This is a genomic window from Dactylosporangium sp. CA-139066 (genome assembly GCF_050936175.1).
Taxonomy (GTDB): Bacteria; Actinomycetota; Actinomycetes; order Mycobacteriales; family Micromonosporaceae; genus Dactylosporangium.
In genome coordinates, this window is record NZ_JBNJNH010000001.1 from 3,105,613 (window position 1) to 3,132,416 (window position 26,804).

The 26,804-nt window shown below is 71.9% G+C and carries 21 protein-coding genes and 2 pseudogenes; 15 read left to right on the top strand and 8 right to left on the bottom strand.

The genetic code is table 11. The features are described from left to right. Positions 1 to 51 precede the first annotated feature (51 nt). Positions 52 to 528, bottom strand: a complete 477-nt coding sequence (locus tag ACQEVU_RS14200) for a hypothetical protein (RefSeq protein WP_433323487.1) — start codon at positions 526 to 528, stop codon at positions 52 to 54. Between the two features lie 31 nt (positions 529 to 559). After that, a complete protein-coding gene (locus ACQEVU_RS14205; RefSeq protein WP_433323489.1) occupies positions 560 to 1,021 on the bottom strand; it encodes a MarR family winged helix-turn-helix transcriptional regulator in 462 nt (153 codons plus the stop codon). An 85-nt stretch (positions 1,022 to 1,106) separates the two neighbouring features. Between ACQEVU_RS14205 and ACQEVU_RS14210 the strand changes: the two genes are divergently transcribed. Then, positions 1,107 to 1,733, top strand: coding sequence for an FMN-dependent NADH-azoreductase (locus ACQEVU_RS14210; RefSeq protein WP_433323491.1), 627 nt, complete (start codon positions 1,107 to 1,109; stop codon positions 1,731 to 1,733). A gap of 178 nt (positions 1,734 to 1,911) precedes the next feature. Here the strand turns inward: ACQEVU_RS14210 and ACQEVU_RS14215 are convergent, their stop codons facing one another. Further along, a complete protein-coding gene (locus ACQEVU_RS14215) occupies positions 1,912 to 2,952 on the bottom strand; it encodes a dienelactone hydrolase family protein (RefSeq protein WP_433323493.1) in 1,041 nt (346 codons plus the stop codon). Positions 2,953 to 3,070: 118 nt separating this feature from the next. On the opposite strand from ACQEVU_RS14215, the gene ACQEVU_RS14220 reads away from it, so the two are divergent. From ACQEVU_RS14220 to ACQEVU_RS14240, 5 genes and pseudogenes are all read left to right on the top strand, one after another. Further along, the gene (locus ACQEVU_RS14220; protein WP_433323495.1) at positions 3,071 to 3,571 is read left to right on the top strand and encodes a SigE family RNA polymerase sigma factor; all 501 of its coding nucleotides are present in this window, start codon (positions 3,071 to 3,073) and stop codon (positions 3,569 to 3,571) included. Further along, the gene (locus ACQEVU_RS14225) at positions 3,568 to 4,608 is read left to right on the top strand and encodes a hypothetical protein (protein WP_433323497.1); all 1,041 of its coding nucleotides are present in this window, start codon (positions 3,568 to 3,570) and stop codon (positions 4,606 to 4,608) included. The genes ACQEVU_RS14220 and ACQEVU_RS14225 overlap by 4 nt, the downstream gene beginning before the upstream one ends. 129 nt (positions 4,609 to 4,737) lie before the next feature. Further along, complete coding sequence (locus ACQEVU_RS14230; protein ID WP_433323499.1) at positions 4,738 to 7,011, top strand: putative bifunctional diguanylate cyclase/phosphodiesterase; 2,274 nt, start codon at positions 4,738 to 4,740, stop codon at positions 7,009 to 7,011. 62 nt (positions 7,012 to 7,073) lie between these two features. Then, entirely contained in the window at positions 7,074 to 7,610 is a 537-nt protein-coding gene (locus ACQEVU_RS14235; RefSeq protein WP_433323501.1) for a hypothetical protein, read from the top strand. 59 nt (positions 7,611 to 7,669) lie between these two features. Further along, positions 7,670 to 8,368: pseudogene (locus ACQEVU_RS14240) on the top strand (PrsW family glutamic-type intramembrane protease); the annotation flags it as partial. An 80-nt stretch (positions 8,369 to 8,448) separates the two neighbouring features. Here ACQEVU_RS14240 and ACQEVU_RS14245 read toward each other — a convergent pair. Next, positions 8,449 to 9,726 (bottom strand): condensation domain-containing protein, encoded by a 1,278-nt coding sequence (locus ACQEVU_RS14245; RefSeq protein ID WP_433323503.1) that lies wholly within the window; start codon positions 9,724 to 9,726, stop codon positions 8,449 to 8,451. Positions 9,727 to 10,040: 314 nt separating this feature from the next. Between ACQEVU_RS14245 and ACQEVU_RS14250 the strand changes: the two genes are divergently transcribed. The 3 genes from ACQEVU_RS14250 to selB all read left to right on the top strand — a co-directional run bounded on the left by ACQEVU_RS14250 (position 10,041) and on the right by selB (position 13,407). Continuing rightward, the gene (locus tag ACQEVU_RS14250; RefSeq protein ID WP_433323505.1) at positions 10,041 to 10,268 is read left to right on the top strand and encodes a S1 RNA-binding domain-containing protein; all 228 of its coding nucleotides are present in this window, start codon (positions 10,041 to 10,043) and stop codon (positions 10,266 to 10,268) included. Between the two features lie 134 nt (positions 10,269 to 10,402). Next, positions 10,403 to 11,689, top strand: a complete 1,287-nt coding sequence (gene selA, locus ACQEVU_RS14255) for an L-seryl-tRNA(Sec) selenium transferase (RefSeq protein WP_433323507.1) — start codon at positions 10,403 to 10,405, stop codon at positions 11,687 to 11,689. Beyond that, complete coding sequence (selB, locus tag ACQEVU_RS14260) at positions 11,680 to 13,407, top strand: selenocysteine-specific translation elongation factor (RefSeq protein WP_433323509.1); 1,728 nt, start codon at positions 11,680 to 11,682, stop codon at positions 13,405 to 13,407. The genes selA and selB overlap by 10 nt, the downstream gene beginning before the upstream one ends. Positions 13,408 to 14,218: 811 nt before the next feature. On the opposite strand, the gene ACQEVU_RS14265 is transcribed toward selB, so the two are convergent. Continuing rightward, a complete protein-coding gene (locus tag ACQEVU_RS14265; RefSeq protein ID WP_433323511.1) occupies positions 14,219 to 14,776 on the bottom strand; it encodes a hypothetical protein in 558 nt (185 codons plus the stop codon). A 133-nt stretch (positions 14,777 to 14,909) separates the two neighbouring features. Here ACQEVU_RS14265 and ACQEVU_RS14270 point away from each other — a divergent pair, with 133 nt between their 5' ends. Continuing rightward, the gene (locus ACQEVU_RS14270; protein WP_433323513.1) at positions 14,910 to 15,230 is read left to right on the top strand and encodes a hypothetical protein; all 321 of its coding nucleotides are present in this window, start codon (positions 14,910 to 14,912) and stop codon (positions 15,228 to 15,230) included. A gap of 203 nt (positions 15,231 to 15,433) precedes the next feature. Here the strand turns inward: ACQEVU_RS14270 and ACQEVU_RS14275 are convergent, their stop codons facing one another. Next, entirely contained in the window at positions 15,434 to 17,473 is a 2,040-nt protein-coding gene (locus ACQEVU_RS14275) for a substrate-binding domain-containing protein (RefSeq protein ID WP_433323515.1), read from the bottom strand. Between the two features lie 240 nt (positions 17,474 to 17,713). Beyond that, a complete protein-coding gene (locus ACQEVU_RS14280) occupies positions 17,714 to 18,472 on the bottom strand; it encodes an SDR family oxidoreductase (RefSeq protein WP_433323517.1) in 759 nt (252 codons plus the stop codon). A 151-nt stretch (positions 18,473 to 18,623) separates the two neighbouring features. Between ACQEVU_RS14280 and ACQEVU_RS14285 the strand changes: the two genes are divergently transcribed. The 5 genes and pseudogenes from ACQEVU_RS14285 (at position 18,624) to ACQEVU_RS14305 (ending at position 25,765) form a co-directional block, all read left to right on the top strand. Continuing rightward, entirely contained in the window at positions 18,624 to 19,484 is an 861-nt protein-coding gene (locus tag ACQEVU_RS14285; RefSeq protein WP_433323519.1) for a helix-turn-helix transcriptional regulator, read from the top strand. 148 nt (positions 19,485 to 19,632) lie between these two features. After that, positions 19,633 to 20,121, top strand: a pseudogene (locus ACQEVU_RS14290) (wax ester/triacylglycerol synthase domain-containing protein); the annotation flags it as partial. Positions 20,122 to 20,278: 157 nt separating this feature from the next. Beyond that, positions 20,279 to 20,641: a WS/DGAT domain-containing protein gene (locus ACQEVU_RS14295; protein WP_433323523.1), complete on the top strand. Its 363-nt coding sequence runs from the start codon at positions 20,279 to 20,281 to the stop codon at positions 20,639 to 20,641. 237 nt (positions 20,642 to 20,878) lie between these two features. Beyond that, positions 20,879 to 22,936 (top strand): alkaline phosphatase family protein, encoded by a 2,058-nt coding sequence (locus tag ACQEVU_RS14300; RefSeq protein ID WP_433323525.1) that lies wholly within the window; start codon positions 20,879 to 20,881, stop codon positions 22,934 to 22,936. A 15-nt stretch (positions 22,937 to 22,951) separates the two neighbouring features. Continuing rightward, on the top strand, positions 22,952 to 25,765 hold the full coding sequence (locus tag ACQEVU_RS14305; protein ID WP_433323527.1) for an InlB B-repeat-containing protein: 2,814 nt from the start codon (positions 22,952 to 22,954) through the stop codon (positions 25,763 to 25,765). A gap of 55 nt (positions 25,766 to 25,820) precedes the next feature. Here ACQEVU_RS14305 and ACQEVU_RS14310 read toward each other — a convergent pair whose 3' ends face one another. Next, entirely contained in the window at positions 25,821 to 26,789 is a 969-nt protein-coding gene (locus tag ACQEVU_RS14310) for a carbon-nitrogen hydrolase family protein (protein WP_433323529.1), read from the bottom strand. Positions 26,790 to 26,804: the final 15 nt, after the last annotated feature.

The following is a 26,804-nucleotide window of genomic DNA, read 5'->3' on the forward strand; positions in this document are numbered from 1 at the left end:
CCCTTCGATGTCAACCCGACAGTGGCAGGGGACGGTCCAGGCCGGAGGCGTTCAGGGCCGGGCCGCGATGAAGCCGTGGATGCGGGTGGCCAGGTCCGGCAGCGGCTCGGTGCCGTCGACCACGAGGTCGGCGAGCTGGCGGCCGGGCGCGACGGTGCGGGCGTGGGCGTCCCGCCCGCCGTCGAGGTAGGCGCGCAGCACGCCGCGGGGGTCGTCCTGGCCGAGCGCCCGGCGCGCGAGGCTGATGTCCAGCGGCGTGTCGAGGTAGACCGTCCACCGCGCCGCCCACCGGATCGGCGGCAGCGTCAGGGCGAAGACCCCCTCGATGATCACCAGCGGCGCGTCCTCGAACATGTCGAGCCGGTCCTGCAGCGCCGGCAGGTCGACGACGTGCTGGTCCTCGCCGCTGCTGTCGCCGAGCCCGACAACGGGTGCGGTGAGGCGCTTGGCCACGGCATCGGCGACGCTGGTCTTGCCGGCGCCGGCCGGGCCGCCGATGACGAGCAGGGGCGGCAGCACGCGCATCATGATGGGCGACCCTACCGCTTTTCGGTACCGCTTATCTGCCCTTCTCCAGCGGTACGATCGTGGATGCGTCGTGGGCCCGCAGGACCTTGCCCAGCGCGGCGGCCACGGCCTGCGCCTCGGTCCGCGTCATGCGCCCGGTGAAGTGCCGCTCGATCCCGGCCAGGTAGGTCGGCGAGGCGCTGCGCAGCTTCCCCCGCCCGGCCGCGGTGAGCTTCGCGTAGGCGGACCGCTTGTCGTCCGGGTTGGCCTCGCGCTCGACCAGCCCCGCCCGCACCAGCTCGTCGACGACCCGGCTGACCCGGCTGCGGCTGACGACGGCGGCCGCCCCGAGCGCCGACATGGTGAGCCGCCGCCCGGGCGCCGCGTTGAGCTCGAGCAGCACGTCGTACCACGTGAGGGGCAGCCCGTGCGCGGCCTGCAGCTCCTGGTCGAGCACGGGCGTGAGCGCCGCGTGCACTCGCAGCAGCGCCGCCCAGGCGGCCGTTGGGTCCATCGTCACACCGTACCAGTGCTTGTGTGCGCGCACGCACACGTCGTAAAGTGCGTGCGCACGCACATTCACTTCGGAAGGATCGATCATGACCAAGCTGCTGCACATCTCGGCGTCCCCGCGCGGCGAGCGTTCGGAGTCCCTCGCCCTCGCCCGGACCTTCCTGCAGGCCTACGGTGAACTGCACCCGGAGGACGAGATCGTCGAGTGGGACCTGTGGGACGGCACGCTGCCCGAGTTCGGCCCGGCCGCCGCGGCCGCGAAAATGGACGTCTTCGCCGGCGTGGAGCCCACCGGCGCCGCCGCCGCGGCCTGGCGCGCGGCCGGCGACACGTTCCGCCGCTTCGCGGACGCCGACAAGTACCTGTTCTCGGTCCCGATGTGGAACGCCGGCGTCCCGTACATCATGAAGCAGTTCATCGACGTGGTGAGCCAGCCCGGCCTGGTCTTCTCCTTCGACGGCGAGCGCGGCTACACGGGCCTGGTGACTTCTCGGAGGGCGGCGGTGCTGTACACGAGCGCCGTGTACGGTGAGGGCCGCGGCCCGTCGTTCGGCTCGGACTTCCAGGCGCCGTACTTCGACGACTGGCTGCGGTGGGCCGGCATCACCGACATCGCGGAGGTGACGTTCCGCCCCAACCTGGCCACGACGGAGGTGGAGTCGCGCCGCGCTCGCGCCCATGCGGAAGCGGTCGAGGTCGCCAAGACCTTCTGACACTGCGTGACGCGATGTCGCTGTCGGTAGCCGGAATCGACGGTGATTTGGCGGCGTGAGGTAAGGTGTTGAGAGACTGCGGGCTACACCGCCGGACTTGTGCCTGACTTCGAACCGCGCCGCCAGAGCGCTTCCCGAGGACCCATCGCCTAGCGTCCTCGCCTCGTGCCACGCGCGCCTACGCGCGCAACTCCTTCTCAAACAACTCCAAGATCCGCCGCCAAGCATCTTCGGCCGCGGTCTCGTCTTCGGCCACGCACTCGTGTTCGGTCGCCGACTCGTCTTCGGCCGCGGCCGCGTGTCCGACTGCAGACTCGTGTCCGGCTGCGGAGCCGTGTCCGGCTGCGGAGCCGTCCCGGCGCGCCTTGCCGGACGTCGCACCGCCGTCGAGCCGGCTCGGCTCGGTCCACGTCGGCCCGTCGCCGTAGCCGTCGGTCGGCTCCGTCGACGGCGCGGCGCTACCGAGGCGCACCGGCTCGGTCCGCGGCCGTGCGCCGCCTTCGGAGTGCCCCGGCTCGGACCGCGGTTGCGTGGGGCCGTCGGGGCGGTCCGAGTCGGCCGATGAGGCGGAGTCGGCGGGCTGGGGCGGGACTTGGGGGAAGAAGCCGTGGCCTTCGCCCGGGTACACGATGATCTCGTGGGGGACCCGGGCGGCGGCCAGCGCATCGGCCACGTCGCGCACGTCCGCGGCGGGCACCACATGATCATGCTCGCCAACCAGGAACAGCAGCCGGCCGTGCAGGTCGGGGGCCAGCGCCACCGTCGGGGTCGGCGTGCTCAGCGGGATCTGCGTGCCCGTCAGCCAGCCGGGGAACAGCGCGGCCGTCGCCGACAGCGGTAGGCGGGACGCGGCGACGAAGGCGACGTGGCCGCCCAGGCTGATGCCCAGCATGCCGACCCGCGGCGTGACAAGGGCCTCCTCGTGCAGCCAGGTCATGCAGGCCGCCACGTCCGCCGTCACGCCGTCGCGGGTCAGGGTGCGCATCAGCGCCAGGCCCTGCTGGCGGCCCTCCGGCGTCCGAGGGAGTTCGAGGCCGGGTGCCGTGCGGTGGTACAAATCGGGGACAATCGCCACAAAACCGGCGCCGGCCAGGCGGTCCGCGCAATAGCGAGCCTCCGCGTCGATGCCGAAGATCAGGTGGGCGATCACCACGCCGGGGAAGGGGCCGGGGCCGGCGGGGCGGGCGACGTAGGCGGGCATGCCGTTCAAGGTCAGCACGAGAAACGAAGGTAATCAGGCACCACGGGGGGTGGCCAATTGCCGTCGTTATCGGAGCGATAGAAATTCTTCGTGGTTCGCGTAGTCGTCGGCAACCGGCCGAGGCGTTGAAAGAGTCGTGACGTTCGAGGAGTTCGTGGGCGCGCGGCTCGGGGCGCTGGTGCGCTACGCCGCGGTCGTCACCTGGGACGCCCACCTCGCCGAAGACATTGTGCAGAACGTCCTGGTCCGGGCGCAGGCGCGCTGGGCGCACATCGAGGGGCTCGACGCGCCCGAGCGGTACGTCCAGCGCATGGTCGTCAACGAGTTCCTGTCCTGGCGGCGGCGCAAGGCGTCGCGGACCGTGCACGTCGGCGACCTCGAAGGGCTGGTCGCGCCGCAGGCCGACCCGAGCGGGGGATACGACGACCGCGACGCCGTCATCAGACTGATCGGCACGCTGCCGCCCCGGCAGCGGGCGGTGATCGCGCTGCGCTTCTACGAGGACCTCGACGTCGAGCAGATCGCCGATCTGCTCGGCTGCCGCGTCAGCACGGTCCGCACCCACCTCATGCGGGCGATGGCCACGCTGCGCGAGTCGCTGCCGGGCGCCCTGATCCCGACGGGAGAGCCGCGATGAGCGACCGGCTGGAGATGCTCGTCCGGCAGGCCCAGGAGGCCCGCGCCCGGGCGGCCGAGCCCGATCTCGAAGGCATCCGGCGGGCGCTGCCGATCCTGGCCCGGCAGCGGGCGCGACGGCGGCGGGCCGGATTCGCCGCCGCGGCGGCCGTCGTGGTGCTCGCGTGCGTCTCGGCGCTGCTCGCCGCCGGGCCGCCGAGGGACGACCGACCGGCCGGTCGGCATCCCGTCTCGCCGGCGCCGTCGGTGTCGGACGAGTCGGCGGCGGACGGCGTCGTCGTCATGCCGTACACGATCGACCAGCCGCCCGCGGGGTACCGGGAGCGGCTTCGCACCGTCGAGGACGCGCCCGGCGGTGCGGCGGTCACCCGGGTGTACACCAGCCGCACCATCGGCGCGAAGGCTCAGATCCCGCCGGAGACGCCGCGGCTGACGCTCACCGTGCGGCCGGGCGCCGACCTGCCCGACGGCGACGAGACGGGCGCGGGGCCCGATTCGGCGGCCGGCACCTACGCCGAGGACAACGACAGCGCGCGGCTGGCCTGGGCCGGCGACCCCGAGCACGTGGTCGTTCTCGAGGCGGTCGGCATGGGCGTCCGCAAGGCCGATCTCGTCCAGTACTCCCGGCAGGTCCGCCACGCCCCGGCGACCTTCGACAAGCCGCTGACGCTGGGCTGGCGACCGGGGGAGCACCCCGTGATGTCGTACGCGTTCGGCGGCGACGACCCCGCAACGTGGGCCGCCTCCGTCACCGCCGACGCGTTCGTGGAGGGCCGCGGCACCCTGACCGCGGCCCTGCAGCCGTTCGGCAACCCGCCCGCCGGCGGCACGCCGGTCGATGTCGGCGGCCAGCACGGCGTGCTGGTCGAGGGCGACGGGCAGCAGATGATCGTGGCGCGGTGGCCCGACAGCTCCTACGACCTGGTCGTCACGTTCCGGTACGACGGCAACAAGCCGCTGCCGCGCCCGCAGTTGATCGCCGCCGCGGTGGCCGTGCATCGTAACGCTCAGGTCTCAACCGAATGGCTGGCACACTAAACCGTGCAAGGTCCGCGAGAGATGCTCACAGTTGCGGTACGGTAACCGGCGTGTCGTCCTGATCACCTCGGGTGAGGATGGATTCGGTTGCCGCGCGGATCTGCATCGAAGCCGCTCGTCGTCGCGGCCGTGTCTGTGGCCGTGGTCATTGCCCTGGGCGGGTCGGGCCTGCTGTCCCCGTGGTGGTCGCAGTTCGTCGACGACCTCGGGCAGCTGTGCGCCGGCGTCGCCGCGACCCTTGCGTGCTGGCTGACCGCGCCGCGGCACACGGGTGCGCAGCGGCGCTGGCGGCTGTGGATGGGCGCGGGCACCGCCGGGTGGACCGCCGGGCAGTCGGTCTGGAGCTGGTATCAGCTCTTCGGCAACGACGCGTTGCCGTCGCCGTCCATGGCCGACGCCGGATACCTGACGCTGCCGGTGTTCGCGCTGCCGGCGATCGTGTCGCTGGCCGCCGCCCGGCCGCCCGACGGCGCGCCCCGCCGCCGGCCCGGGCAGCTGGTCATGGTGCTGGACGGGCTCATCGTCGTCGGCGCGCTGTTCGTGCTCACGTGGGGGACCACGCTCGGCTCGGTGGTCGCGGCCGGCGCGGCGACCCCGTTCGCGTACTCGGTCGCCATCGCCTACCCGGTCACCGACCTCGTGCTGACGGTCCTGGTCATCCTGCTGCTGACCACGTCCGCGCCGGCCGGGCGGGGTCAGCTCACGCTGCTCGGCGCCGGGTTGTTGTGCCTGGCGCTGTCCGACAGCGTGTTCGCGTACCTGGTGTCCAACGGCGCGGACAGCATGCCGCCGCTGTTCGACGCCGGGTTCATCGCCGGGCAGGCGCTCGTCGCGGTCGCCGCGCTCACCCGGTCGCGCAGCGAGCCGGCGGCCGCCCGGCGCCGTCATGCGCGCTGGATGCATCTGATGCTGCCGTACGTCCCGGTCGCCCTCACCGGCGTCCTGTTCATCGTGCAGCTCGTCCGCGGCATCCCCATGGACGGCGTCGAGATCGCGGTCGAGACCGCCGTCATCTCGCTGCTCATCATTCGCCAGGCGGTGACCCTGGTGGAGAACGCGGTGCTGCTCGACCGGGTCTCGGAGAGCCAGGCCCGCCTCACCCACCAGGCGTTCCACGACGCGCTGACCGGACTGTCCAACCGGGTGCTGTTCCACGACCGGCTCGAGCACGCCCTGGCGCTGCACAACCGCGACGGCCGCCCGCTCGCCGTGCTCTTCTGCGACCTCGACGACTTCAAGGCCGTCAACGACCGCTTCGGCCACCACTGCGGCGACCGGCTGCTGCGCCAGGTCGCCGTGCGGCTGCGCGCGGCGGTCCGCGACAGCGACACCATCGCCCGGGTCGGCGGCGACGAGTTCGCGATCCTGCTGGAGGGGTCAGGCGACCCCGGCGAGCCGGCCGAGCGGATCATGACCGAGATAGCCCGGCCGTTCGACCTCGACGGGCAGGCCGTCACCGTCGGCGTCAGCATCGGGCTGGTCCAGGCCGGCGAGCACGGGCCGGTGCCGTCGGCCGACGCGCTGCTGCGCCGCGCCGACGCGGCGATGTACGCCGGGAAGCGCCGGGGCAAGGGGACCCTGGTGCGCTACCGCGTGGACCTCCCGGACGGCACCGGCAGCTCCGACCTCGCCGAGGCCCTCGCGGCGACGCTGCGCGACGGGCGCGGCCTGGACGTGCACTACCAGCCGATCGTGCGGCTCAACGACGAGACCGTCGTCGCCGTCGAGGCCCTCGCCCGGTGGACGCACCCGAGCCTCGGCCCGGTCTCCACCGACGTGTTCATCGCCACCGCCGAGTCGATCGGGCTCATCCGGCTCGTCGACGACTTCGTGCTCGACCGGGCCTGCCGCGACGCCGCCGCGTTCCGCGGCCCGTGGGCGAGCATCGCCGTGCACGTCAACGCGTCCGCCGCCCGGCTGGGCCGGCCCGAGCACGAGGAGACGGTCCGGGCCGCGGTCCGCCGCCACGGCCTCGCCCCGCACCGGCTGGTGCTGGAGCTCACCGAGACGGCGCCGCTGGCCGACCTCGCCGCCGCGGCCGGCGCGGTGGCCCGCCTGGGCCGCTTCGGCGTCCGGTTCGCCCTCGACGACTTCGGCACCGGCTACAACGCGCTCGCCCAGCTGCACGCGATGCCGGTCGACGAGGTGAAGCTGGACCGCTCGTTCACCCGGGCCGACGGCGGGCGCGGCGAGGCGATCTGCCGCTCGATCGTGCAGATCTGCGCCGGCATGGGCGTGACCGTGGTCGCCGAGGGCATCGAGACAGAGGCCCAGGCCGCGACGATGGCCGGCCTCGGCTGCCGGTACGGGCAGGGCCACCGCTACGGCGCCTCCGGCCCCCTGGCGGCGGTCGCCCCGCCCGGCGTGCTCGACCCGGACGAACGGGTCGCCGTCGCCGGGTGAGGCCGCGTGTGGGCGGGGAGGAATCGCCCGCCCGGCCGCCCCGAGGGTGACACGCTGTGATCATGGTCAAGCCGCACGCCCCGGTCGTCGCGGGGCTCGCCGTCCTGCTCGCGGTGGGGCTGCCGGCCGTCGACCGCCTGGTGCCGGCGCCGGCCGACCTCGTCCGGCCCGGTGACCGGCTCAACCTCGGCGGCGGCGTCACCATCGCCCCGCCGCAGGGATGGCGGCTGCTGGAGGGGATCCGGGTCACCGACCGTACCGTCGCGCCGGTGCGGCCCGGAGACGGCGATGCCACGCTGCAGCGCGGCGGCGCCACCGTGGTCATCCACCTCGCCGCGTTCGACGGCGGCCCCGAGGCGCTGCTGGACCAGGTGGATCGGGTCAACGCGCGGGCCCGGCCGGCCCTTGCCGTCACCGGCGGGCGGGTTGCGGTCGCCGCCGGGCTCGTCGAGCCGTTCGCCGGGCCGTCGAGCCGGGGGCTCGTCGCGGCGTACACCTTCGACGGCACCGGCATGACCGTGGTGGCCCACGCCGGCGCGGACGGGCTCGCCGGCCGGGCGGCCGAGATCCACGCGATGCTGGGGAGCGTCGCGCGGTGACCGAGCCGTTGCGGGTGCGGCAGTGGCGCAATCCGGCGTTCTGGGTACTGGTGGCGTCGATGGCGGCCGGATCCGTGTGCCTGGTGCGCTTCTACCGGCCCGGCGTCGCCGCCTACGGGACCGGGCTCGCCGCCGGCGCCGCGCTGTTCGGCGGCTACGCGGTCGTGTGGCTGGCGCTGCTGCGGCGCCACAACGGGTACACCCGGCTGCCACCGAAGCTGCTCGCGATCGCCTTCCTGTGGGGCGCAGTCCCGGCGACGTACCTGCTGTCGCTGCGGGCGAACACGGCGATGCTCGCGCTGTACGGCAAGTGGTTCGGCCACGCCTGGGCGCACGACTGGGCGGCCGGGCTGACCGCGCCGTTCACCGAGGAGCCCGCGAAGGCCGCGGCGCTGGTGCTGCTCATCGGGCTGGCGCCGCGGCTGGTCCGCTCGCCGTACGACGGCCTCGTCATCGGCGCCTACACCGGTCTGGGCCTGCAGATCTCCGAGGACGTCTGCTACGCGTTCAACGCCGGCGCGGCCGGGTTCGGCGCCGGCCAGGCCCGCGCGGCGTGGGAGGTCTTCCTCGCCCGCGCCGTCGCCGGCCTGGTCAGCCACGCGCTGTTGAGTGCCGTGCTGTGCTCGGGGATCATGTGGCTGCTGGGCCGGTCCGGCCCGCGCCGCCCGGCCCGCGGCCTGCTGCTCGTCGCCGCCGCCCTCGCCGCGCACGGCGGCTGGGACGACATGACGGCTCTCGGGTACGCGGCGGCCGGGCGGCTCGGGCCGCTGCTCGTGCTCGTCGGCCTCGCGGCCGCCGAGCTGGTCGTGCTGTGGCTGGCGCTGCGTCTGGCCCGCGCTCAGCCGGCGGCGAGCCGCTCCATCCCGGCCAGGATCTCCTCGGCGGCGGCGGGGGAGACGTGGGCGGCGTCGAGGTACAGGCTCAGCCGCAGCGTCCCCGGGGCGTCGTCGACGTGCAGGAACAGCGGCTCGAACGACGGGGCGTCCTGCGCGGCGACCCACCGCAGCGCCGACTCGCCCGGCTCGATCGGCGACTCGTCGCGGCCGGGGCCGCGGCGGTCGTTGAAGTAGCAGCCGAGCTCGACGGCCACGCCGCGCTCGGCGTCGATCCGGGCCCGCAGCCGCTCCATCTCCGTGTGGTGGAAGTAGGCGTACTTGTACGCCGCCATCGTCACGCGACGGGTCCGCTCCAGCAGCTCCGGGAACACCAGCCCGGCCGCCGGGACGCTGAGCAGCCCGGCCTGCGCCAGCGTGCACACGACGCCGGCGAGCCCGGGCCGGAAGCGGTTGCTGACGATCGGGCGGATCACCACCGGGTCGACGCCGGTGACCCGGGTCAGCGCGCCCGCGTACGCGGCCAGCAGCACCGTCGTCGTGTCGATGCCGGTGTCGGCCGCCCAGCGCCGCGCGGCCAGGCCCAGCGCGGGCGAGGTGAACTCGCCGTGCCAGTACCGCGGCGACTCGACCACCGCCGGGCGCGGGAACCGCTCGGGCGCCACGGTGCGCAGGATGCCCTCCCAGTAGCGCCGGGCGGCCGCGTCGTGGCGCTGGCCGGCCGGGGAGGCCTGCCAGGCCGCCTGCGCCAGGGGCTGCGGGCCCGGCACCGGCGTCGCCGTGCGCGCCGCGACCTCGGCCAGCATCGTCGCCGCGCCGGCCGCGTCGGTCACCAGGTGCGAGACGAGGACCGCCATGTGCGTGAGCCGCTCGCCCTGGCGGATCACCGCCATCTTCAGCGGCCACTCGGTGGTGAAGTCCAGCTGCTTGGCCCGCCACGCGTCGCACAGCTCCTCGGCCACCCGGCCGGGGTCGGCGGTGCCGGCGTCGACGATCTGCAGGTCGATCTCGCCGCCGGCGTGCACGACCTGCGTCGGGGTGCCGTCGCCGGCGAAACGTAAGCGGGTGCGCATCGGCTCGTAGCGGGTCATGAGGTACCGCAGCTCCAGCACGATCTCGTCGACGGTCGTGCCCTCGTCGAACGGTTTCACCCCGCCCAGCGGCAGCCAGGTGCCCTGTTTCGCGATCGCCGACCAGTTCTCCAGCTGGCCCCACGACAGCGGGCCCTCGCCCGACGTGGCGGCCTCGAATTGGACACTGACCCGATCCGGCGCAGCAGGCATCGCCGGCCCTCCCATCCATCGTTGACGGCAGTGCACGGCCTCCCGACCCGTCCGGCAACGGTGCGCGGCGGGCAGAGGCGGCCTGCAGAACGTGGCGGGTCGCAGCAGGGCGCATCGGCGTTCGTCGTAGCGTACGGAACCGGTGTTCCCGGCCGCCATGCGCCGGTTGTACGATTGCGCCATGACTGCCGGGTCGGCCATGCGCCGTGAGTGGAAGTTGCGCCCGGCCACGGCTTGACCTCCCGGCGGGCCCGCGGTCCGCCCTCCCTTCGCGACACCCTCAGCGGAGTCTGCGAAGAAGGGAGGTGAGGTGCATGACCCGCTCTGACAACTGGGACGACTTCGTCGCCCGCCACGGCGTCGGCGACGTCGTCGACAGCGTGGTGACCCGGCTCGTGCCGTTCGGCGCGTTCGTGACCGTCCACGGCGACATCCCCGGCCTGCTGCGGACCCGGTCCCGCCCGCCGGTGGGCAGCACGCTGCCCGTGCGCGTGAAGGAGCTCGACGGCGCCAACCGGCGTATCGCGTTCGAACCCGTGTAAGCGGGAAACCACGGCGATCGCGCATCGCTCGCATCATGCGTCGGTGCGCATCGCCGTGGGCCCCGGCGTGCCGCTGGTCGCCGGCCTGGTCGCCGCCTGGCGTGGGTGACCGGCCGCGCTGCTACGGTGCAGGGGTGGATCCGCGACGCGCGGTGCCGCGCACCGATACCGTCCTCGCCGACCCGCGGCTCGCCGCGTTCCCGCGCGACCGGGCCCGCGCCGTCGTCCGCGAGGAGCTCGACCGGGTCCGCCGCGGTGAGCTCGCCCCGGCCGACGTCGCCGAGGCCGCCCGGCGGCGCCTGAGCCGCCCCGGCGGGCTGCGGCCCGTCCTCAACGCCACCGGCGTCGTGCTGCACACCAACCTCGGCCGCGCCGCCCTCGCGCCCGCGGCCGTCGACGCGATCGCCGCCGCGGCCGGCCACACCGACGTCGAGCTCGACCTGGAGACCGGCCGCCGGGCCCGCCGGGGCCGCACCGCCATGGCGGCGCTGGCCGCCGCCGTTCCCGCCGCCCAGGCCGTACACGTGCTGAACAACGGCGCGGCCGCCCTCCTGCTCGCCGCGACCGGCCTCGCCGCCGGCCGGGAGATCGTCGTCAGCCGCGGCGAGCTCGTCGAGATCGGCGACGGCTTCCGCCTGCCCGACCTGCTCGTCTCCACCGGCGCCCGGCTGCGCGAGGTCGGCACCACCAACCGCACGTCGCTCGCCGACTACCGCGGCGCGCTGGGCCCGCAGACCGGGTTCATCCTCAAGGTCCACCCGTCGAACTTCTACCAGCGCGGGTTCGTCGCCGCCGTGCCGGTCCGCGAGCTCGCCGGCCTGCCCGCGCCGCTCGTCGTCGACATCGGATCCGGCCTGCTGGACGCCGACCCGCGGCTTCCCGACGAGCCGGACGCGGCAACGGTACTGCGGGACGGCGCCGACCTCGTCACCGCCAGCGGCGACAAGCTGCTCGGCGGCCCGCAGGCCGGGCTGCTGCTCGGCCGGTCCGATCTGGTCGAGGCACTGCGCCGCCACCCCCTGGCCCGCGCCCTGCGGGTCGACAAGCTCACCCTCGCCGCGCTCGAGGCGACGCTGCTCGCCGGCGACGACACCCCGACCCGGCGGGCGCTGCGGGCCCCCGCCGACGAGCTGCGCCGCCGCGCCGAGGCGGTCCGCGACGCCCTCGACGGCCTGCCGGCGCAGGTCGTCGACGCCGTCGCCGTCGTCGGCGGCGGGGGAGCGCCCGAGGTCGAGCTGCCGTCGGCCGCCCTCGCGCTGCCCGCGGAGCTGGCCGGCCCGCTGCGGCTGGGCGACCCGCCGGTCGTCGGCCGCGTCGAGCAGGGCCGGCTCCTGCTCGACCTGCGCTGCGTGCCCGAGGACGAGGACAAGACGGTCGCCGCGGCGATCCGGCGCGCGGCGTCTGCCCCGTCATGTGGGTGATCGCGACCGCCGGCCACGTCGACCACGGCAAGTCGACGCTGGTGCGGGCCCTGACCGGCATGGAGCCCGACCGCTGGGCCGAGGAGCGCCGCCGCGGCATGACCATCGACCTGGGGTACGCCTGGACGCGGCTGCCCTCCGGCAACACGGTCGCGTTCGTCGACGTGCCCGGCCACGAGCGGTTCGTGCCCAACATGCTCGCCGGCGTCGGCCCGGTGCCGGCCGCCATGCTCGTCGTCGCCGCCGACGAGGGCTGGAAGCCGCAGTCCGCCGAGCACCTCGCCGCCCTCGACGCGCTCGGCGTGCGCCACGCCCTGCTCGTCGTCAGCCGCGCCGACCTTGCCGACCCCGGCCCGGCCACCCGGCAGGCCCTGGAACAGCTCGCGAAGACCTCGGCCGGCGACGTCGAGGCCGTCGCCGTCAGCGCCGCGACCGGCGAGGGCCTCGACGAGCTGCGCGCCGCCCTCGACCGGCTCGGCGCCGCCCTGCCGCCGCCCGACCTGGGCGCGCCGGTCCGGCTGTGGATCGACCGTTCCTTCACCATTCGCGGCAGCGGTACCGTCGTGACCGGCACCCTCGGCGCCGGCCGCCTGACCACGGACGCCGAGCTCGAGCTCGACGGCGCCCCGGTCCGCGTCCGCGGCCTGCAGTCGCTGGGCGATCCAGTGTCCACAGTGGATGCGGTGGCGCGGGTGGCCGTGAACCTGCGCGGCGTCGAGCGCACCGCGGCGGCGCGCGGGGACGCGCTCGTCGAGCCCGGCCGGTACGTCGCCACCTCCCTCGTCGACGTCCGCGTCCACGGCGACCCCGTCGCGTCGCTGCCCGCGACCGTCGTGCTGCACATCGGATCGGCCGCCGTGCCGGCCCGCGTCCGCCCCCTCGGCGTCGACACCGCCCGGCTGCGCCTGGACCGCCCGCTGCCGCTGCACGCCGGCGACCACGCCCTGCTGCGCGACCCCGGCCGCCACCGCGTCCCCGGCGGCGTCACCGTCCTCGACGTCGCCCCGCCGCCCCTGACCCGCCGCGGCGCGGCCGCCGCCCGCGCGTCGGAGCTGTCCACGATGGACGGCAGCCCGGACGCCGCCGACGAGCTGCGCCGCCGCCGCGTCGTCCACGCCGACGAGCTGCGCCGCATGGGCATCGAACCGCCCGGCTCCGGCTGGCTCGTCGACCCGTCGTACGAGGCGGTGCTGCGCACCCGGCTGCTCGCCGAGGTCCGTGACTACGCCTCCGCGCACCCCGTCGACCCCGACCCGCCGGTCGACGCGATGGCCCGCGCACTGGACCTGCCGGACCGGGCCCTCGTCGAGCGTCTGACGGCACCGCCGTTCGTGGTCCACAATGGACGCATCTCCAGCGGGGCCCGCCTGCCCGAGCGGATCCAGAAGGCCGTCGCCGCCGTCCTCGCCGAACTCGCCGCCGCCCCGTTCGCCGCGCCCGAGGCCGACCGGCTCGCCGCGCTCGGCCTCGGCCCGAAGGAGATCGGCGCCGCCGTGAAGGCCGGCCTGCTGGTGCGCATCGCCGACGGCATCGTCCTCGCCCCGGCCGCTCTGGAGGCCGTCGCCGGGCGCCTCGCGGTGCTGCCCCAGCCGTTCACGGTGAGCGAGGCTCGAAAGGCGCTCGGGACGTCGCGGCGGGTTGCCGTACCGTTGCTGGAGTTGCTGCATCGCCGCGGCACCACCCGGCGCCTGCCCGACGGCCGCCACCAGCTGTCCTAGCCGCGGCAGCCTTCCGTCAAGCAGCCGGTGCCGGGTCGATGTCGGCCGGTAGCGTGGCGAGCAGTGTCGTTCCGGCGCCTGGCGGACTGGAGACCTGGAGCTGGCCGCCGAGCGCTTCGACCCGGTCGACGAGGCCCGCGAGGCCCGAGCCGAGGGCCGGGTCGGCGCCACCGACGCCGTCGTCGCAGACCGACAGACGCTCACGGCCGACATCGCCAGCGCCAGCCGCACGCCCCAGATCGTCGAGATCGCCAGCACGCCGAGCAGAAAGAACATCACCAGGATGTCCCGGGACACCGAGCCGCCGAGCAGATACACCAGCGCCATCTCGGCCGCGACGAGCAGCGCGCCGACCACAATTCCCAGCCAGAGCGGCGGCGACGGTTGGATCAGCCGGGCCGCCAGGCGCGCCAACATCACCGGGACCCCCTCTCCCCAGCATCCGCCATCAGGGTCATTCCACTTCCCGGCACGCTCGCGATTAAGTCCGGCGTGTGGCGCGGCCACGGCGGCACTGGCCGCCGACGCAACCTGGACCTTTGAAATAGGGCGTTGTGCCTGCCGGGCCGGTCGCCGCCAGCTTTCCTGGCCGTGGCAACCGGTTCGCACCCGGCCCGGTTCACGCTTGCCCGATGGTGCAGCAGCAGCTCACCGCCGCCAGCCGCTATTCCGTCTACGCCGGCCTGGCCGTCCACGACTACGACAGCTGGTCGCGCATTTCCTGACGCCCTTCCCGTGATCACGCGGGCTCACGGGATCCGCACCGCCCCTGAACGCCTGTCGCCCATGGACGGCCGGCGACGACGCGAGGTCAGCGTGTCGGCGTGAAGGTCGGCCCGCTCGGCGATGCGGACGTTGCCGGCGAACGCCTCGTCGTCAGGGCCGATGGATGCGCGGAGGGGCTGACCGGCGAGGCTCTTGTCACCGGCATGAAGTAGACCTCCACGTCCCAGGACATGATGGTGTCAGGACTGTCGATGACCACGGAGTACGGACCGAGGTCCTGGTCGGACGCGTTGTCGGGAGGGAAGACGCCCAGTGAGAGTTCCCACTTTGCGATGCATGGCGCTCGCTCGTTCTGCCAGAATTTGGTCCGGCCGGTCACGAACACCGTGAGCTCCCCGGAGCCCGTGCATCGGACGCGGAAGTGCAGATCTCTCCAGCCTTCGGGGATTTCGACCACGCTGTACGGATTGCCGTATTCCGTCGAACTCCAGGCGATGACGAGTGTCTCGGAGGATACGGGAGTCTGGTCCGTGACCGGCGGGGGCGGGGTCGTCGACCCAGTGCAGGCGGCCAGCCCGACGGCCGCGACAAGGGCTGTCAACAGCGCCGACACCGAGAACCGCAACACGGCCTGGCTACGCATGGCAACAGGCTATGGGGTTGTGGCAAACCTGCTGGTTGGCGGAGACGGCGAGGCTCAGGTGGCACGCCAATTCGCCCGGGATGTAGGCCGTACGCCCATAGTGTTTAGGAAACTTAACTGATAGCTTATCGACATGCTTCGACGCCTCAGCACGCTCGCGGCCGGTCTTGTGGTGGCCGGTGCCGCTGCCCTCAGTTTCGCCTCACCCGCGCAGGCCTCTACCGTGGACCTGACCTTCGGCCCGCTTTCGATCGGGGAGTACTGCCACGCGCAGGTCAGCTCTTCGGCGCTCATCGGCCTCTACGAGTCCGCCGGCCTGCGCTGTTACTCCGGGTCCAACGTCTATGTCGGCACGGGCGACGCTTACCTGGCCTGCAAGTACCTCACCACCGACGTCGTCATGGCCGCTTTGCGCGGCCCCTCCAACGCTCTCGTCTGCCGGGTCATCCGCTAAGTGCGGGCCGCCGGTTCGCCCGCGGAGATCACCGGCGGCGACCATGAAAGTGCCGATTGGCGGAGACGGACGGGAATGGAACCCGCCTGGCCCGCCGCAGCTTGCCTTGAACGCTCGACGCTGAGCACAGCGAGGCGCAGTTCCACGGCGATGCAAACCTAAGCGAGGCTTGGGCTCGTATGCCGGTCGCCGGAGCCCCTGGATCAGGCCGTGGGGATCGCGGTGATGGTCAGCGTGGCGGAGTACAGGCCGGGCTGGGTGCTCGACGGAATCTTCAGGTCGATGGTGGCCCCAAGCGTGCTGGTGCCCAGGCCTGCCGCCGCCGGCGCGGTCGCCAGGACGCTGCCGGCCGCGAGGCCCGGGGGAGTGCCGGAGGGCAGGGCCGGACCGGCGGTCACATCGTGGGCCGGGTTCTGCGTCGCGACCGTCGGTGCCCAGCCGAGGTAGCCGCCGCTGAACGTGTGGACGCCGTCGGTGAAGTCGCCGAGCTGGCCGGAGACGCTCCAGCCGGGCCGGCTCTGGTCGCGCTCGTCGTTGATCGTCACCGGGCCGAGCTCGCCGGTCGACTCGAAGGTGTGGTCGGCTCTGAGCGCGGCGGTGCTCATCTGCACCGGCGTGGTGCTCACCGTCATCGTGAACACGCCCTCGGAGTTCGGGACGCCCACGTTGAGCGTCTCGTCCGCCACGACGGTTTCGCCGACGTTGACGGTGACCGCGCTCGAGGTCGACGGCAGGAACGTGGCGGTGTCGTACGGCGCGAAGGCGGCGGTGATGAGGTGGGTTCCGGCGCCGAGGCCCGTCGTGGAGAGCTGCGCGGTGCCGTTCACCACGGGCACCGGCGGCGCGAGCGGCGCGCCGTTGTCGAAGAGCTGGACGTTGCCGGCCGCCGTGGCCGGCGTGACGGCGGCGGTCAGCGTCACGTTGCCACCGACCGGCACGACCACCAGCTGCGGGCCGATGATCGAGGTCGAGGTGCTGACGCCGGTACCGCTGGCGCATTGGGTCGGCCCCTGCCGGTCGCATGCCTGCGGCTGCGGATCATTGGTGGCCAGCGTGTTGCTGCCGTCGGTCGAGAATGTCGGGTTGTTGCAGGTTCGGACGATGTCCGCGGTCGTCGTGGGCACCTGCGCCCCGGGGACGTTGCGCAGCTGCTCGAAGCCGGCAAGCACCAGGTTGATCGGCAGCGCCGAGTAGCCCAGCGCGTTGACCTGGGTCTGGCCTTGGCACAGCGCGTACTTGCCGAAATCGCCGAGAGCGAGGCCCTTGGCGGTGGTGAAGCCGAACTCCGTGGTGGTCGGCAGAATCATGTAGGAGTAGGAGGACAGCTCGTACGTGCGCGGGTCCGGGTTCGTGTAGACGCCGGACAGATCCTGGGTGAGATAGGTGGCCGGATTGCTCCGGTCCATGTTGATCTTCGCCTGGAGCAGCGACACGGCGACGTGGCCCGCGGTGGGTTCGGTGTAGTAGCCCGCGGCGTTGAGCATCTTGGCGACCGGGAAGCCGAACTGGATCGCGCTGGAGTACTCGACGAAGCCGATCGCGCCGTTCGCCCCCGCCTGGGCCACATAACCGGAGACCCCCAGGTCGCCGGCCTGCCCGACCATCGCGGAGCCGTTCAGCACGGGGTACGCGGAGGTCGGGGTGCACGGGCTGCGCCCGACCGCGGCGCAGTACGCCGTCCAGTACTGTCCTTCGGTCGCCGTCATCCATTTGGTGAACTGGGCGGTGGAGCCCGATCCGTCGGTGCGGACCACCGGCACGATGGCGATGGCCGGCAGGCTCAGGCCGGGGTTGTCGGCGGCGATCGCCGGATCGTCCCACCGCGTCAGGACGCCGGTGAAGATCTTGGCGATGTTCTCCCCGGACAGCCGCAGGTTGGTCACCCGGTGGCCGCCGACGCTGAGGTTGTACATGAAGGCCGTACCACCGGCGGTGTCCGGCATGTACGCGAAGCCGCGCTGCGGCGGCGGGTCGGCCTCCACCCCGTCCTGGACGCCGTACGGGATGTCCGACGCGGCCCAGTCGACGATGCCCTGCCTGAACTTGGCCCGGCCGGTGGTGGAACCGGACCGCTCGTAGTCGACACGCATGCCGAACTGCGCGACGTTGCCGATCCAGGCATGGATGGCGTTGTAGGACCAGGTCGAGCCGGCCCCGGAAATCGGTACGTAGTTCGCCGCCGCCGCCGGCCGCGCCGGCCCGGCAAGGCTCACCACGGCCACGAGCAGAGCGGCCGCGAGCACTGCCGGTCGACGGTACCGCCGGGAACGTTTACGCCAATCCACCACTGCCGGCCCCCGTTCCGGTCGCCGGACGAGCCGAGGGCCACGTCCGCAGTAGCTGTGTCAACGGTCGACACTTGACACGTTGCGTGTCGTCAAGGACCGATGACGCTCTACAACGGACATGCAGCGGGTGAACATCTCACCGGCGCCTGGTACAGACGACCTCGCCCCGCCGGTGAGCGTGACGCCCTCGGCCGGTCACCAGCGGCCGCGCTCGTGGACGCCTTCCTCGGCGCCGGTAAGGGATCCCCAGTACTGCCCGGTGGGCGCGTCGGCCGGGAGGGTGGCGAGGATCGTCACGATCTCGGCGGCCTGCTCGGCGGTGCGGTGCCCAGCGTGGCCGTTGAAGTCGGTAGCGACGTAACCGGGGATGGCCGCGCTGACCTTGATCGGGGTGTTGCGCAACTCTTTGGCGTACTGCCCGGTGATCACGTCCACTGCCGCCTTCGTAGCGGGGTAGACCAGTTCACGCAGGTACTGGTACATCGTCGACTCGGGGTCGTCGAGCATCGCCGGCAGCGATCCGACCTCGCTGGAGAGGTTCACGATCCGCGCGGCGGGCGCCTGTCGCAGCAGCGGCAGGAACGCGTTGGTTACCACGACCGGGCCGAACACGTTGATCTCGAACATGGTGCGCAACTGGGCTCGGGTGTCTTCGCTCGGGACGGCGTCCGGGGAGCCGGTGCCGGCGTTGTTTACCAGCACGTCCAGCTTGCCCTGCTCGGCCTTCACGCGTTCGGCGGCGGCGGCGACCGACTCGTCGTCGGTGACGTCGATCTGGATGTAGTTGACGTCCAAGCCGTCGGCGCGCAGCTGCTCGGCGGCATGGGTGCCGCGGGTCTCGTCGCGGGCGCCGAGGTAGACGGTCATTCCCAGCTCGGCGAGCTTGCGCGCGGTGGCGAAGCCGATGCCCTTGTTCGCGCCGGTCACCAGCGCGATCGTGTGTTCAGCGTTCATCAGACACCTCTCGTGGTCACTGCCGAGTGCCGCCCGGCGTGGTCCTTCACGATGCAGGCAACCCGATCCGCCGGCCGGTAGGGAGTGCGAGGTTAGACAGGACTCCGCAGAGCCTGCATAACGCGGCGGCAGGTAGGGGATGATGCAGGGCATGAACGGACGCGGCGACCTGCGGGACTTCCTGATGTCACGCCGCGCGAAGCTGACGCCTGAGGACGTGAACGTCTCCTCCTACGGCCGGCGCGCCCGGCGCGTGCCCGGGTTGCGCCGCGACGAGGTGGCCCGGCTCGCCGGCGTCAGCGTCGACTATTACGCCCGGTTCGAACGCGGGCAGGTCCCTGGTGTCTCCGACAGCATCCTGGACGCCGTCGCTCGGGCGCTGCGGCTGACCGACGTCGAGCGTGACCACCTGGGCGACCTGGTGCGCGCCCTCGGCCCGGCCCGCTCGCGAAGCCCGCGACCGAAGGCAGCGGCGATCCGCCCGAGCGTCCAGCGGTTGCTGGACGCCATGGACGGCACCGTGGCCGCGTTCGTGTGCAACGCGAGCATGGACGTCGTCGCGCACAACACCCTTGGCGCGGCCCTCTTCGGCACCTGGCGCACCGCCCCTGGTCAGGCCCCCAACCAGGCCCGGTTCGTGTTCCTCGAGCCCGCCGCCCGCGAGCTGTTCGCCGAATGGGATGACAGCGCCGACGGGATCGTCGCGATCCTGCGCGCGCACGCCGGCCGCGACCCCCACGACGCTACCCTGGCCGCCCTGATCGGTGAGCTGTCCATGCGTAGCGACACGTTCCGCGTCCTGTGGGCCCGGCATGACGTCGGCATCCGCTACTCCGGCGTCAAGCACTTCCACCACCCCAAAATCGGCGACCTGACGCTGAATACCGAAGTGATCCCGCTGCCGGCCGACCCCGGCCTGACCCTGATCACCCATTGCGCACCGGCCGGCTCGCCGAGCGACGACGGGCTTCGACTCCTCGCGTCCACGATCGGCCTGCAAACCGCGCAGTAACGAGGCGGCACGACCTCACCGGCGGGCATCGATCGGGACCCGCCTGAGCGACCGATGGCGCGTCCGCAGAGGAGTGCGGTCGGTGGATGACGAGCGGTTGAGCGCCCTCGATACCGCCTTCCTCCGCCTGGAGTCCCCGCGGGCCCCGATGCACCTGGGCGCGCTGGCGATCTTTCAAGCGCAGGAACGGATTCCGCCTGCCCGGCTGGTCACGGTGCTCGGCGAACGGGTCGCGCGGATACCGGCGTTACGCCGTCGCGTGCGCACCACGTGGCTGCCACCCGGCGGCGCCGTGTGGACGCCCGACACGGCATTTGACCCGTCCCGACACGTCCACACCCACAGACTGCGCAGTGGCAAGGACGCGCTGGCCATGCTCGCCGGCGCGCTCATGGCCGAACCGCTCGACCTCAGCCGTCCTCTGTGGCAACTGCACCTGATCACCGGCCTACCCGAACGCCGCTTCGCGCTGCTCATCAAGCTTCACCACGCCATGGCCGACGGACTCCGCACGGTTGAGCTCGGTCTTCGACTGTTCGACGGATTCGCCGAACGCCAGCCCGGCCAGGCCCAACCGGACCCGACCGCAGCCTCATTCACTACGCGAACGGAAGCTGAGCGGCCCGGTCGGCCATTACCGGCGATCGCCGGCCTCGTGCGCAGCGCCGGGCGGCTGCCCCACGCGGTCGGCTTGGCGACCAATACGGTGGGGCTCGCCGCATCCGTGCTGTCGCACGTGCGCGTAGCCGCCTTGCTGCCTTCAGTGCTCGGCGGCTCCTTGCGTGACCTCATGCATGACGTTCACTCGTGGCCCAGGCGCGTTCCCCGTGCTCGCCGGACGGATCCCGGCGCCGGCGCAGCACCTCACCATTCCGCTGCTGCGCCGGGCCGGCCCGCTGCTGTTCGACACGGTGATCACGAACGTCCCGATCCCGGGGCGACCGCTGAGGCTGGCCGGAGCGCCGCTGCAACACGCGTACCCGATCGCTCCCCTCGCCGACGGCCAGGCACTCGGCATCGCACTGTCGACCTACGGGGATTCGGTCCATATCGGACTGTACGCCGACCGCCAGGCCCTGCCGGACCTCAACCGCCTTGCCGATGCCATCCCGGCCGCGCTGGCCGCCTTGACCGGCGCGATCAACCCGGCGCCGTGACGCCTGCCCGGCAACGGCTGTAGCGCGATCGGGCCGATGCGAAGCGACGATGTCAACAACCGACGTGGGCGGCTGGGGCTTTTGGGGTGATTGGAAACGCGTCGGGGTGACACGGGTCGTGAAGGAGACGGTCCGGCCGTGTTCAGCTGGTGTTTCTGTCCGATTGATTGCGTGTGGGTCGCCAGATTCGTTCGTTCAGAGGAGACCCGATCGATGGCCACCGGCGGAACCATCCCTTTGCCTGAGCCTGCGCCAGGCGACGACGTCGGGCAGGTCGCCGGCGTTACCCGGCGCCGCGTCCTGCAGGGCGTGGGCTTCGCCGTCGGCGCCCTGGCCCTCGGCGGGCTCGCCGGGCCGGCCAGCCGGGCATTCGCCGGCAGGTCGGACGAGTATGTCCTGCCCACGGGCTTCCACGGCGACATGTCCGACCTCAAGCACGTCGTGATCCTGATGCAGGAGAACCGGTCCTTCGACCACTACTTCGGCCAGTTCTCCGGTGTCCGCGGCTTCGGCGACAAGCAGGCGCTCACCTTCCAGGACGGCACGAGCGTCTTCCAGCAGAAGGACAGCGCCGGGAAGATCGTCACGCCGAAGGTCGACGACGGTCCCTGGGGCAACGACCACGGGGCGTGGGGTGACGTCGAGCACCGCAAGTGGGACCTGTGGGTGCAGCACAACGGCGGCAGCTGCATGAACTACCACTCCGGTGGCTACATGAGCTTCTACCACTCGATCGCCGCGCAGTACACGATCTGCGACCAGAACTTCTGCTCTGAGTTCGGGCCGACCGACCCCAACCGCAAGTACCTGTGGAGTGGTACCGCCAACAGCGAGACCGGCAACACGGACGAGTCCAACTACAGCCGACCGTGGATCACCGTACCCGAGCAGCTGCAGGAGGTCGGTATCGACTGGCGCCTGTACTCGGACAACAGCGGCAACGGGCGGCAGGGCTACATCAGCAGCTGGGTCGGCGACTACGGCGACAACGAGCTGAAGTACTTCAAGGGGTTCGACCCGAAGGGGCTCAGCCCCGACGACCCGAAGCTGCAGCCCGGCACCGGCCTGATCTGGCGCGGCAACTGCACGTACTACTCCGGTATGTCCGCGCCGAACAACGACTCCGAGCAGAACCTCGACGTCGTCCTGAAGGACTTCCATGACGCGTGCCAGCCGGGTGCGCAGTTCCCGCTGCCCGCAGTCTCCTGGATCGTTGCGCCGTACGGCTGGAGTGAGCACCCGTCCGCCGACACGCTGCACGGCGAGCGTTTCGTCAAGCGGGTGATCGACATCCTGCAGAGCAACCCCGAGATCTGGAACCACACGCTCTTCATCCTCAACTACGACGAGAACGACGGGAAGTTCGACCACGTGCTGCCGCCGTGGCCTGAGGCGGGTACGGCGGGCGAGTACGCCGGCTCCTACCCGCTCGGCTTCGGTCCGCGCGTGCCGATGCTGCTCGTCTCGCCGTGGACCCGCGGCGGCTACGTCGCCTCGGAGGTCTTCGACCACGTCTCGTCGATCAAATTCCTGGAGAAGTGGGCCGCGTACCTCGGTAAGCCGTTCACCTGCCCCAACATCACCGAGTGGCGGCGTTCGATCGCCGGCGACCTGACCAGCGCGCTCGACTTCGCGCATCCGCAGATCGGCCCGGTGACCTTCCCGAACCCGGTCGACGAGCAGCCGGTGTCGGTCTCAGCCGACCACATGAAGCCGCGGCCGCTCTCGTTCCACCCGCACGCCACGCTGTCCGAGGACCGGGTTACGGGCAAGGTCACCGCCACCATGACGCTGGCCGGTGGTCCCGACGGCAAGGCCGTGAGCTTCCAAGCCTTTCCGGACAGGTACCGGGCGTTCTCCAGTACACCGTTCACGGTCAAGGCGGGCGCGCCGCGTGAGTACACCTGGGACAGCTCGACCACGGACGGCAAGTACGCGTTCTCGATCTACTGCAACGACGGATTCGTACGCTCGTTCGCCGGGCAGCTCGTGCCCGCGGGACAGCAGGACCTCGGCATCCCGCGGGTCGACGTGGACCTGAAGATGGCCGAGAACGGCCAGGAGGGCAAGGTCAAGGTCACGCTGCACAACGACGGCACCGAACCGGTGCGTTACGAGCTGAGCGCGCACGACTACCTGGGCGGCACGCAGGTCGTGCACCTCGATGGCGGCAAGTCCAAGGTGGTCCCCTGGCCGACGAAGGACGGGTACTACGACCTCGTCATCACCGCTGACACCGGCAGTGGCTGGACCCAGCGGTACGCCGGCCGCGTCGCCACGACCGGAAAGCGCTGAGTCCCGATGATCCGCATGCCTCGCACCCGCTTGGCCGCCGCAATGACGGCGGTGGTCGCGATCCTCGTCGCACTTCTCGTCACGGCGTCGGCCGCGCCGGCCGCCACCTCGCCCCTGAGTACCCCGACCACGACCGTGGCCGCCGGTGCCCCGATCACCTTCAGCTACTCCGCCCCCGCCGACCGGGTCTCGCCCACCAACTGGATCGGCTTCTACAAGCCCGGTCAGACGCCGGGCCAGGTCGGGTCGACGTACTGGGTCTACACGGCGACCAACAGCCAGACCGTGCCCGGGACGGCGATCGCCAGCGGCACCCTCCAGTTCCCGGGCGTGGCGGCTGGAACCTACGAGGTCTACTTCCTCTACAACGACGGCTACACCATCATCGGCTCGAAGATCACCATGACCGTGGTGAGCTCCCCGCTCGCCACGTCACAGATGACCGCCGTGGTGGGGACGCCGGTATCCCTTTCCTACCAGGCGCCCCCCAATCAGCTGAGCACGAGCAACTGGGTCGGCTGGTACCGCGGCAAGACGACCTGCGGCGCGGGATCGACGTACTGGCAGTACACCCAGACCGGTACGCACGACTACCCGCCGGCCGGTTCGTCACCCGTCGCCGGCGGCACGCTGACGTTCACCGGCATGACCGTCGGGTCGTACGCCGTCTGCCTGCTCTACAACGACGGGTACACCGTCATCGGATCGCCCCTCATCGTCAACATCGTCTACCCGACCAACACGGTGAGCGTGACGTCCTCCGGCCACGGCACCGCCTCGGCATCGTCCAGCGCGGTGACGCCGGGCGACAAGGTCACGCTGACCGCGACACCTGACAGCGGCTACAAGTTCGCCGGTTGGCACGTGACCAGCCCGAGCGACCTGACGATCGCGGCCGACGGCACCTTCACCATGCCGAACGTGGCGGTCGCCGTGCAAGCCACGTTCGTCCCTGACTCGGCGACCGTGCACTTCGACGGCAACGGCGCCGACGGCGGGACCATGGCCGACCAGCCGGTCCGGTACGGCGTTGCCTCACCGCTGAGTGCGAATGGCTACGCCCTGAGCGGCTCCGACTTCGCCGGCTGGGCCACCGGCCCCGTCGGTCCTGTCGTCTACGCCGATGGCGCCGACTTCACCGACCGTGTCCCGACCGATGGTGCGTCGATCACGCTGTACGCCCGCTGGCGCGCACACGGGCAGTACCTCGTATCCATCGATGACGCCGACCATGGAAGCGGTACACCGTCGGTCCGCTCGGCCGCACCCGGTGACTCCGTCAAGCTCACGCCGTCGGCCGCGACGGGCTACCACCTCAACGACTGGCAGGTCTCGAGACCGTCCGGTCTCACCATCGACGCTGCGGGCAGCTTCACCATGCCGGCGGCCGATGTCGTGGTCGGGCCGCGTTTCGCGGCCAACACGTACAAGGTCGTCTTTGACCGCAACGGCGCCGAGGCCGGCACGACGGACGCCAGTACGTTCACCTACGACACCGAGGCCGCGCTGGCGCCCAACGGTTTCGTCCGGGACAACTACCGCTTCGCCGGCTGGAGCACGACTCCGACCGGAGCGGTCGTGTACGGCGATCTGGCATCGGTGAAGAACCTGACCGCCGAGAACGGTGGAGTCGTCACGCTGTACGCCCAGTGGGTCAAGCTCTCGGTTCAGGCCGGCAACTGGCCGAGCCTTCCCAAGGGCTTCGTCACCGATACGTTCAAGGTTCCGGCGGTGCCCACCGCTGGGGCCGTCAGCCAGCCGCTGCTTGGCTTGTGGAACGGCGCGCCGCCGACCTCGTTCACCAAGGTCTCGGGTGATGCGTGGCTCGACGTGTCCGCCGACGGCACGGTCAGCGGAACGGCGCCGGACCGCCGGCAGAAGAATGCCGGGGAGATCACGGTCTCGGCCACGAGCGGCGGTACGACCGCGACGATCCTGGTCGAGGTGGTGGTCGCGGCCCCCAACACGTCGCCGGACTTCAAGGCGGCAACGTGGAATGCCTGGAACGCGGGCAGCAAGGTCACTGATGCGGTTGGCAAGAACCTCGCCGTCATCGCCGCTCGCGGTGTCGGAGTCGTCGGCTTCCAGGACGGCGGCTATGCGATGGCGCAGTCCGTCGGTGCCGCCCTGGGATGGTCCGTGCACGGAATCGGCGATCTCGGCATCGTGTCGTCGTACCCGCTGACTCCCGGTACGACGACAGTCTTCCCGACCGCGTCGGCTCCGGCCGTCGCGGAGACGGTCAGCGTCGGCGGCAAGCCGGTACGGATCTGGGACGTCCACCTCGACGAGTCGAGCTACGGTCCGTACGGCACCTGCTTCGACGGCGCCGACGTCGTGTCCGTAGTCGCCAAGGAGACGTCGACGACCCGGTACGCCCAGGCGCAGGCTGTCGCCAAGGCCATGGCCACCGACCTCCGGTCGGGTACGCCGCTCGTCCTGCTCGGCGACCTGGCGTCTCCGTCCGGGGCCGACTGGACCACCGCCACGTCAGCGTCCCACTGCAAGGCGGGTGCGGTCGACTGGCCGGTTCCCGCCGTGTTCCGTGCGGCGGGCCTGCGGGACTCGTACCGGACCGCGAACCCGGACCCGAGCGCCAAGCCCGGCATCACCTGGTCGCCGGTCGTCAACACCAACGCCAACGGGAAGCCGGAGCCGCAGGACCGGATCGACTACGTCGACTACACCGCCTCCGGCGGCCTGGAACTGATCTCTTCCGACACCCTCTTCGTCGGCCGCCCGTCGGCGACCAACCCGTCAGCCAGCTCCTGGCCCAGCGACCACGCCGCGGTCGTGACCACGTTCCACCTCACCACCAAATCCCACTGACCACCAGCCCTCGAAGTGAGCACATGGGTGTCCACGATGCGTGGACACCCATGTGCTAGGGAACCTTCGGTCCGACCACCTCGACGTCCTCTCCGGAGCCCGGTTGCGCGAGGGACACCACATGCGGCTTCGGTCGGTCGTCCACGACGAGCCGGAAAACGTCCGGGCGGTTGTAGTGCCCGACCGGGTCGAAAAGTCGTCGGCGCGCCCTTGCAGAGTCCAGGTCCAGATGTGCGTAGAGGATGCCTTCCTCGCGGACGAGCGGGCCGGCGAGCACGGTTCCGTCGGGGTCGACGATCACCGAGTAGCCGTCGAGCATCCAGTCCCCTCGCGGCTCGGCGCCTCGCCACAGCCGCTCGCGATCGGGGACCCCGGCGGGCACCTCGCAGAAGCGGGCCGCCGGGGCAACACCGATGACGTGGCAGCCGCCCTCTCGGGCGATGTGTCGCATCGTCGCCACCCAGGGCTCGTGGGTGGCAAGGGTCGGTGCGACCCAGACCTCGACGCCTTGGGCGTAGACCGCGAAGCGGGCCAGCGGCATGTAGTTCTCCCAGCAGATCAGTCCGCCGATCCGGCCGATCGCCGTTTGGTGCACCTGCAGGTCCGAGCCGTCACCCATACCCCACACCAGTCGTTCCGCGTGGGTTGGCACGAGCTTGCGATGCTTGCCGAGGAGGCGGCCGTCGGGTCCGAAGTAGACGGTGGTGTTGTAGACCGTGCCACCGCCCTCTTCCCGTTCGTTGATCCCGATGACGAGGTGCACGCCGGCGGCATGGGCCGCCCGGCCGAGACGTTCGGTGACAGGTCCCGGGACGACCACCGACTGCTCGAGCAGGCGCACGTACCATGCGGCGTCCTCGCCGGGCAGCACCTCGTCGACCCAGGCCGGCCACGCGGGCAGGAACGCCTCCGGGAAGGCCACGAGTTGCGCCCCCTGTTCGGCTGCCTGGGCGATGAGGCCGACCGCCTTGTCGAGGCTTGCCGCGAGGTCCAGAAAGACCGGGGCGGCCTGGACCGCGGCCACCTTGACGTGCGAGTT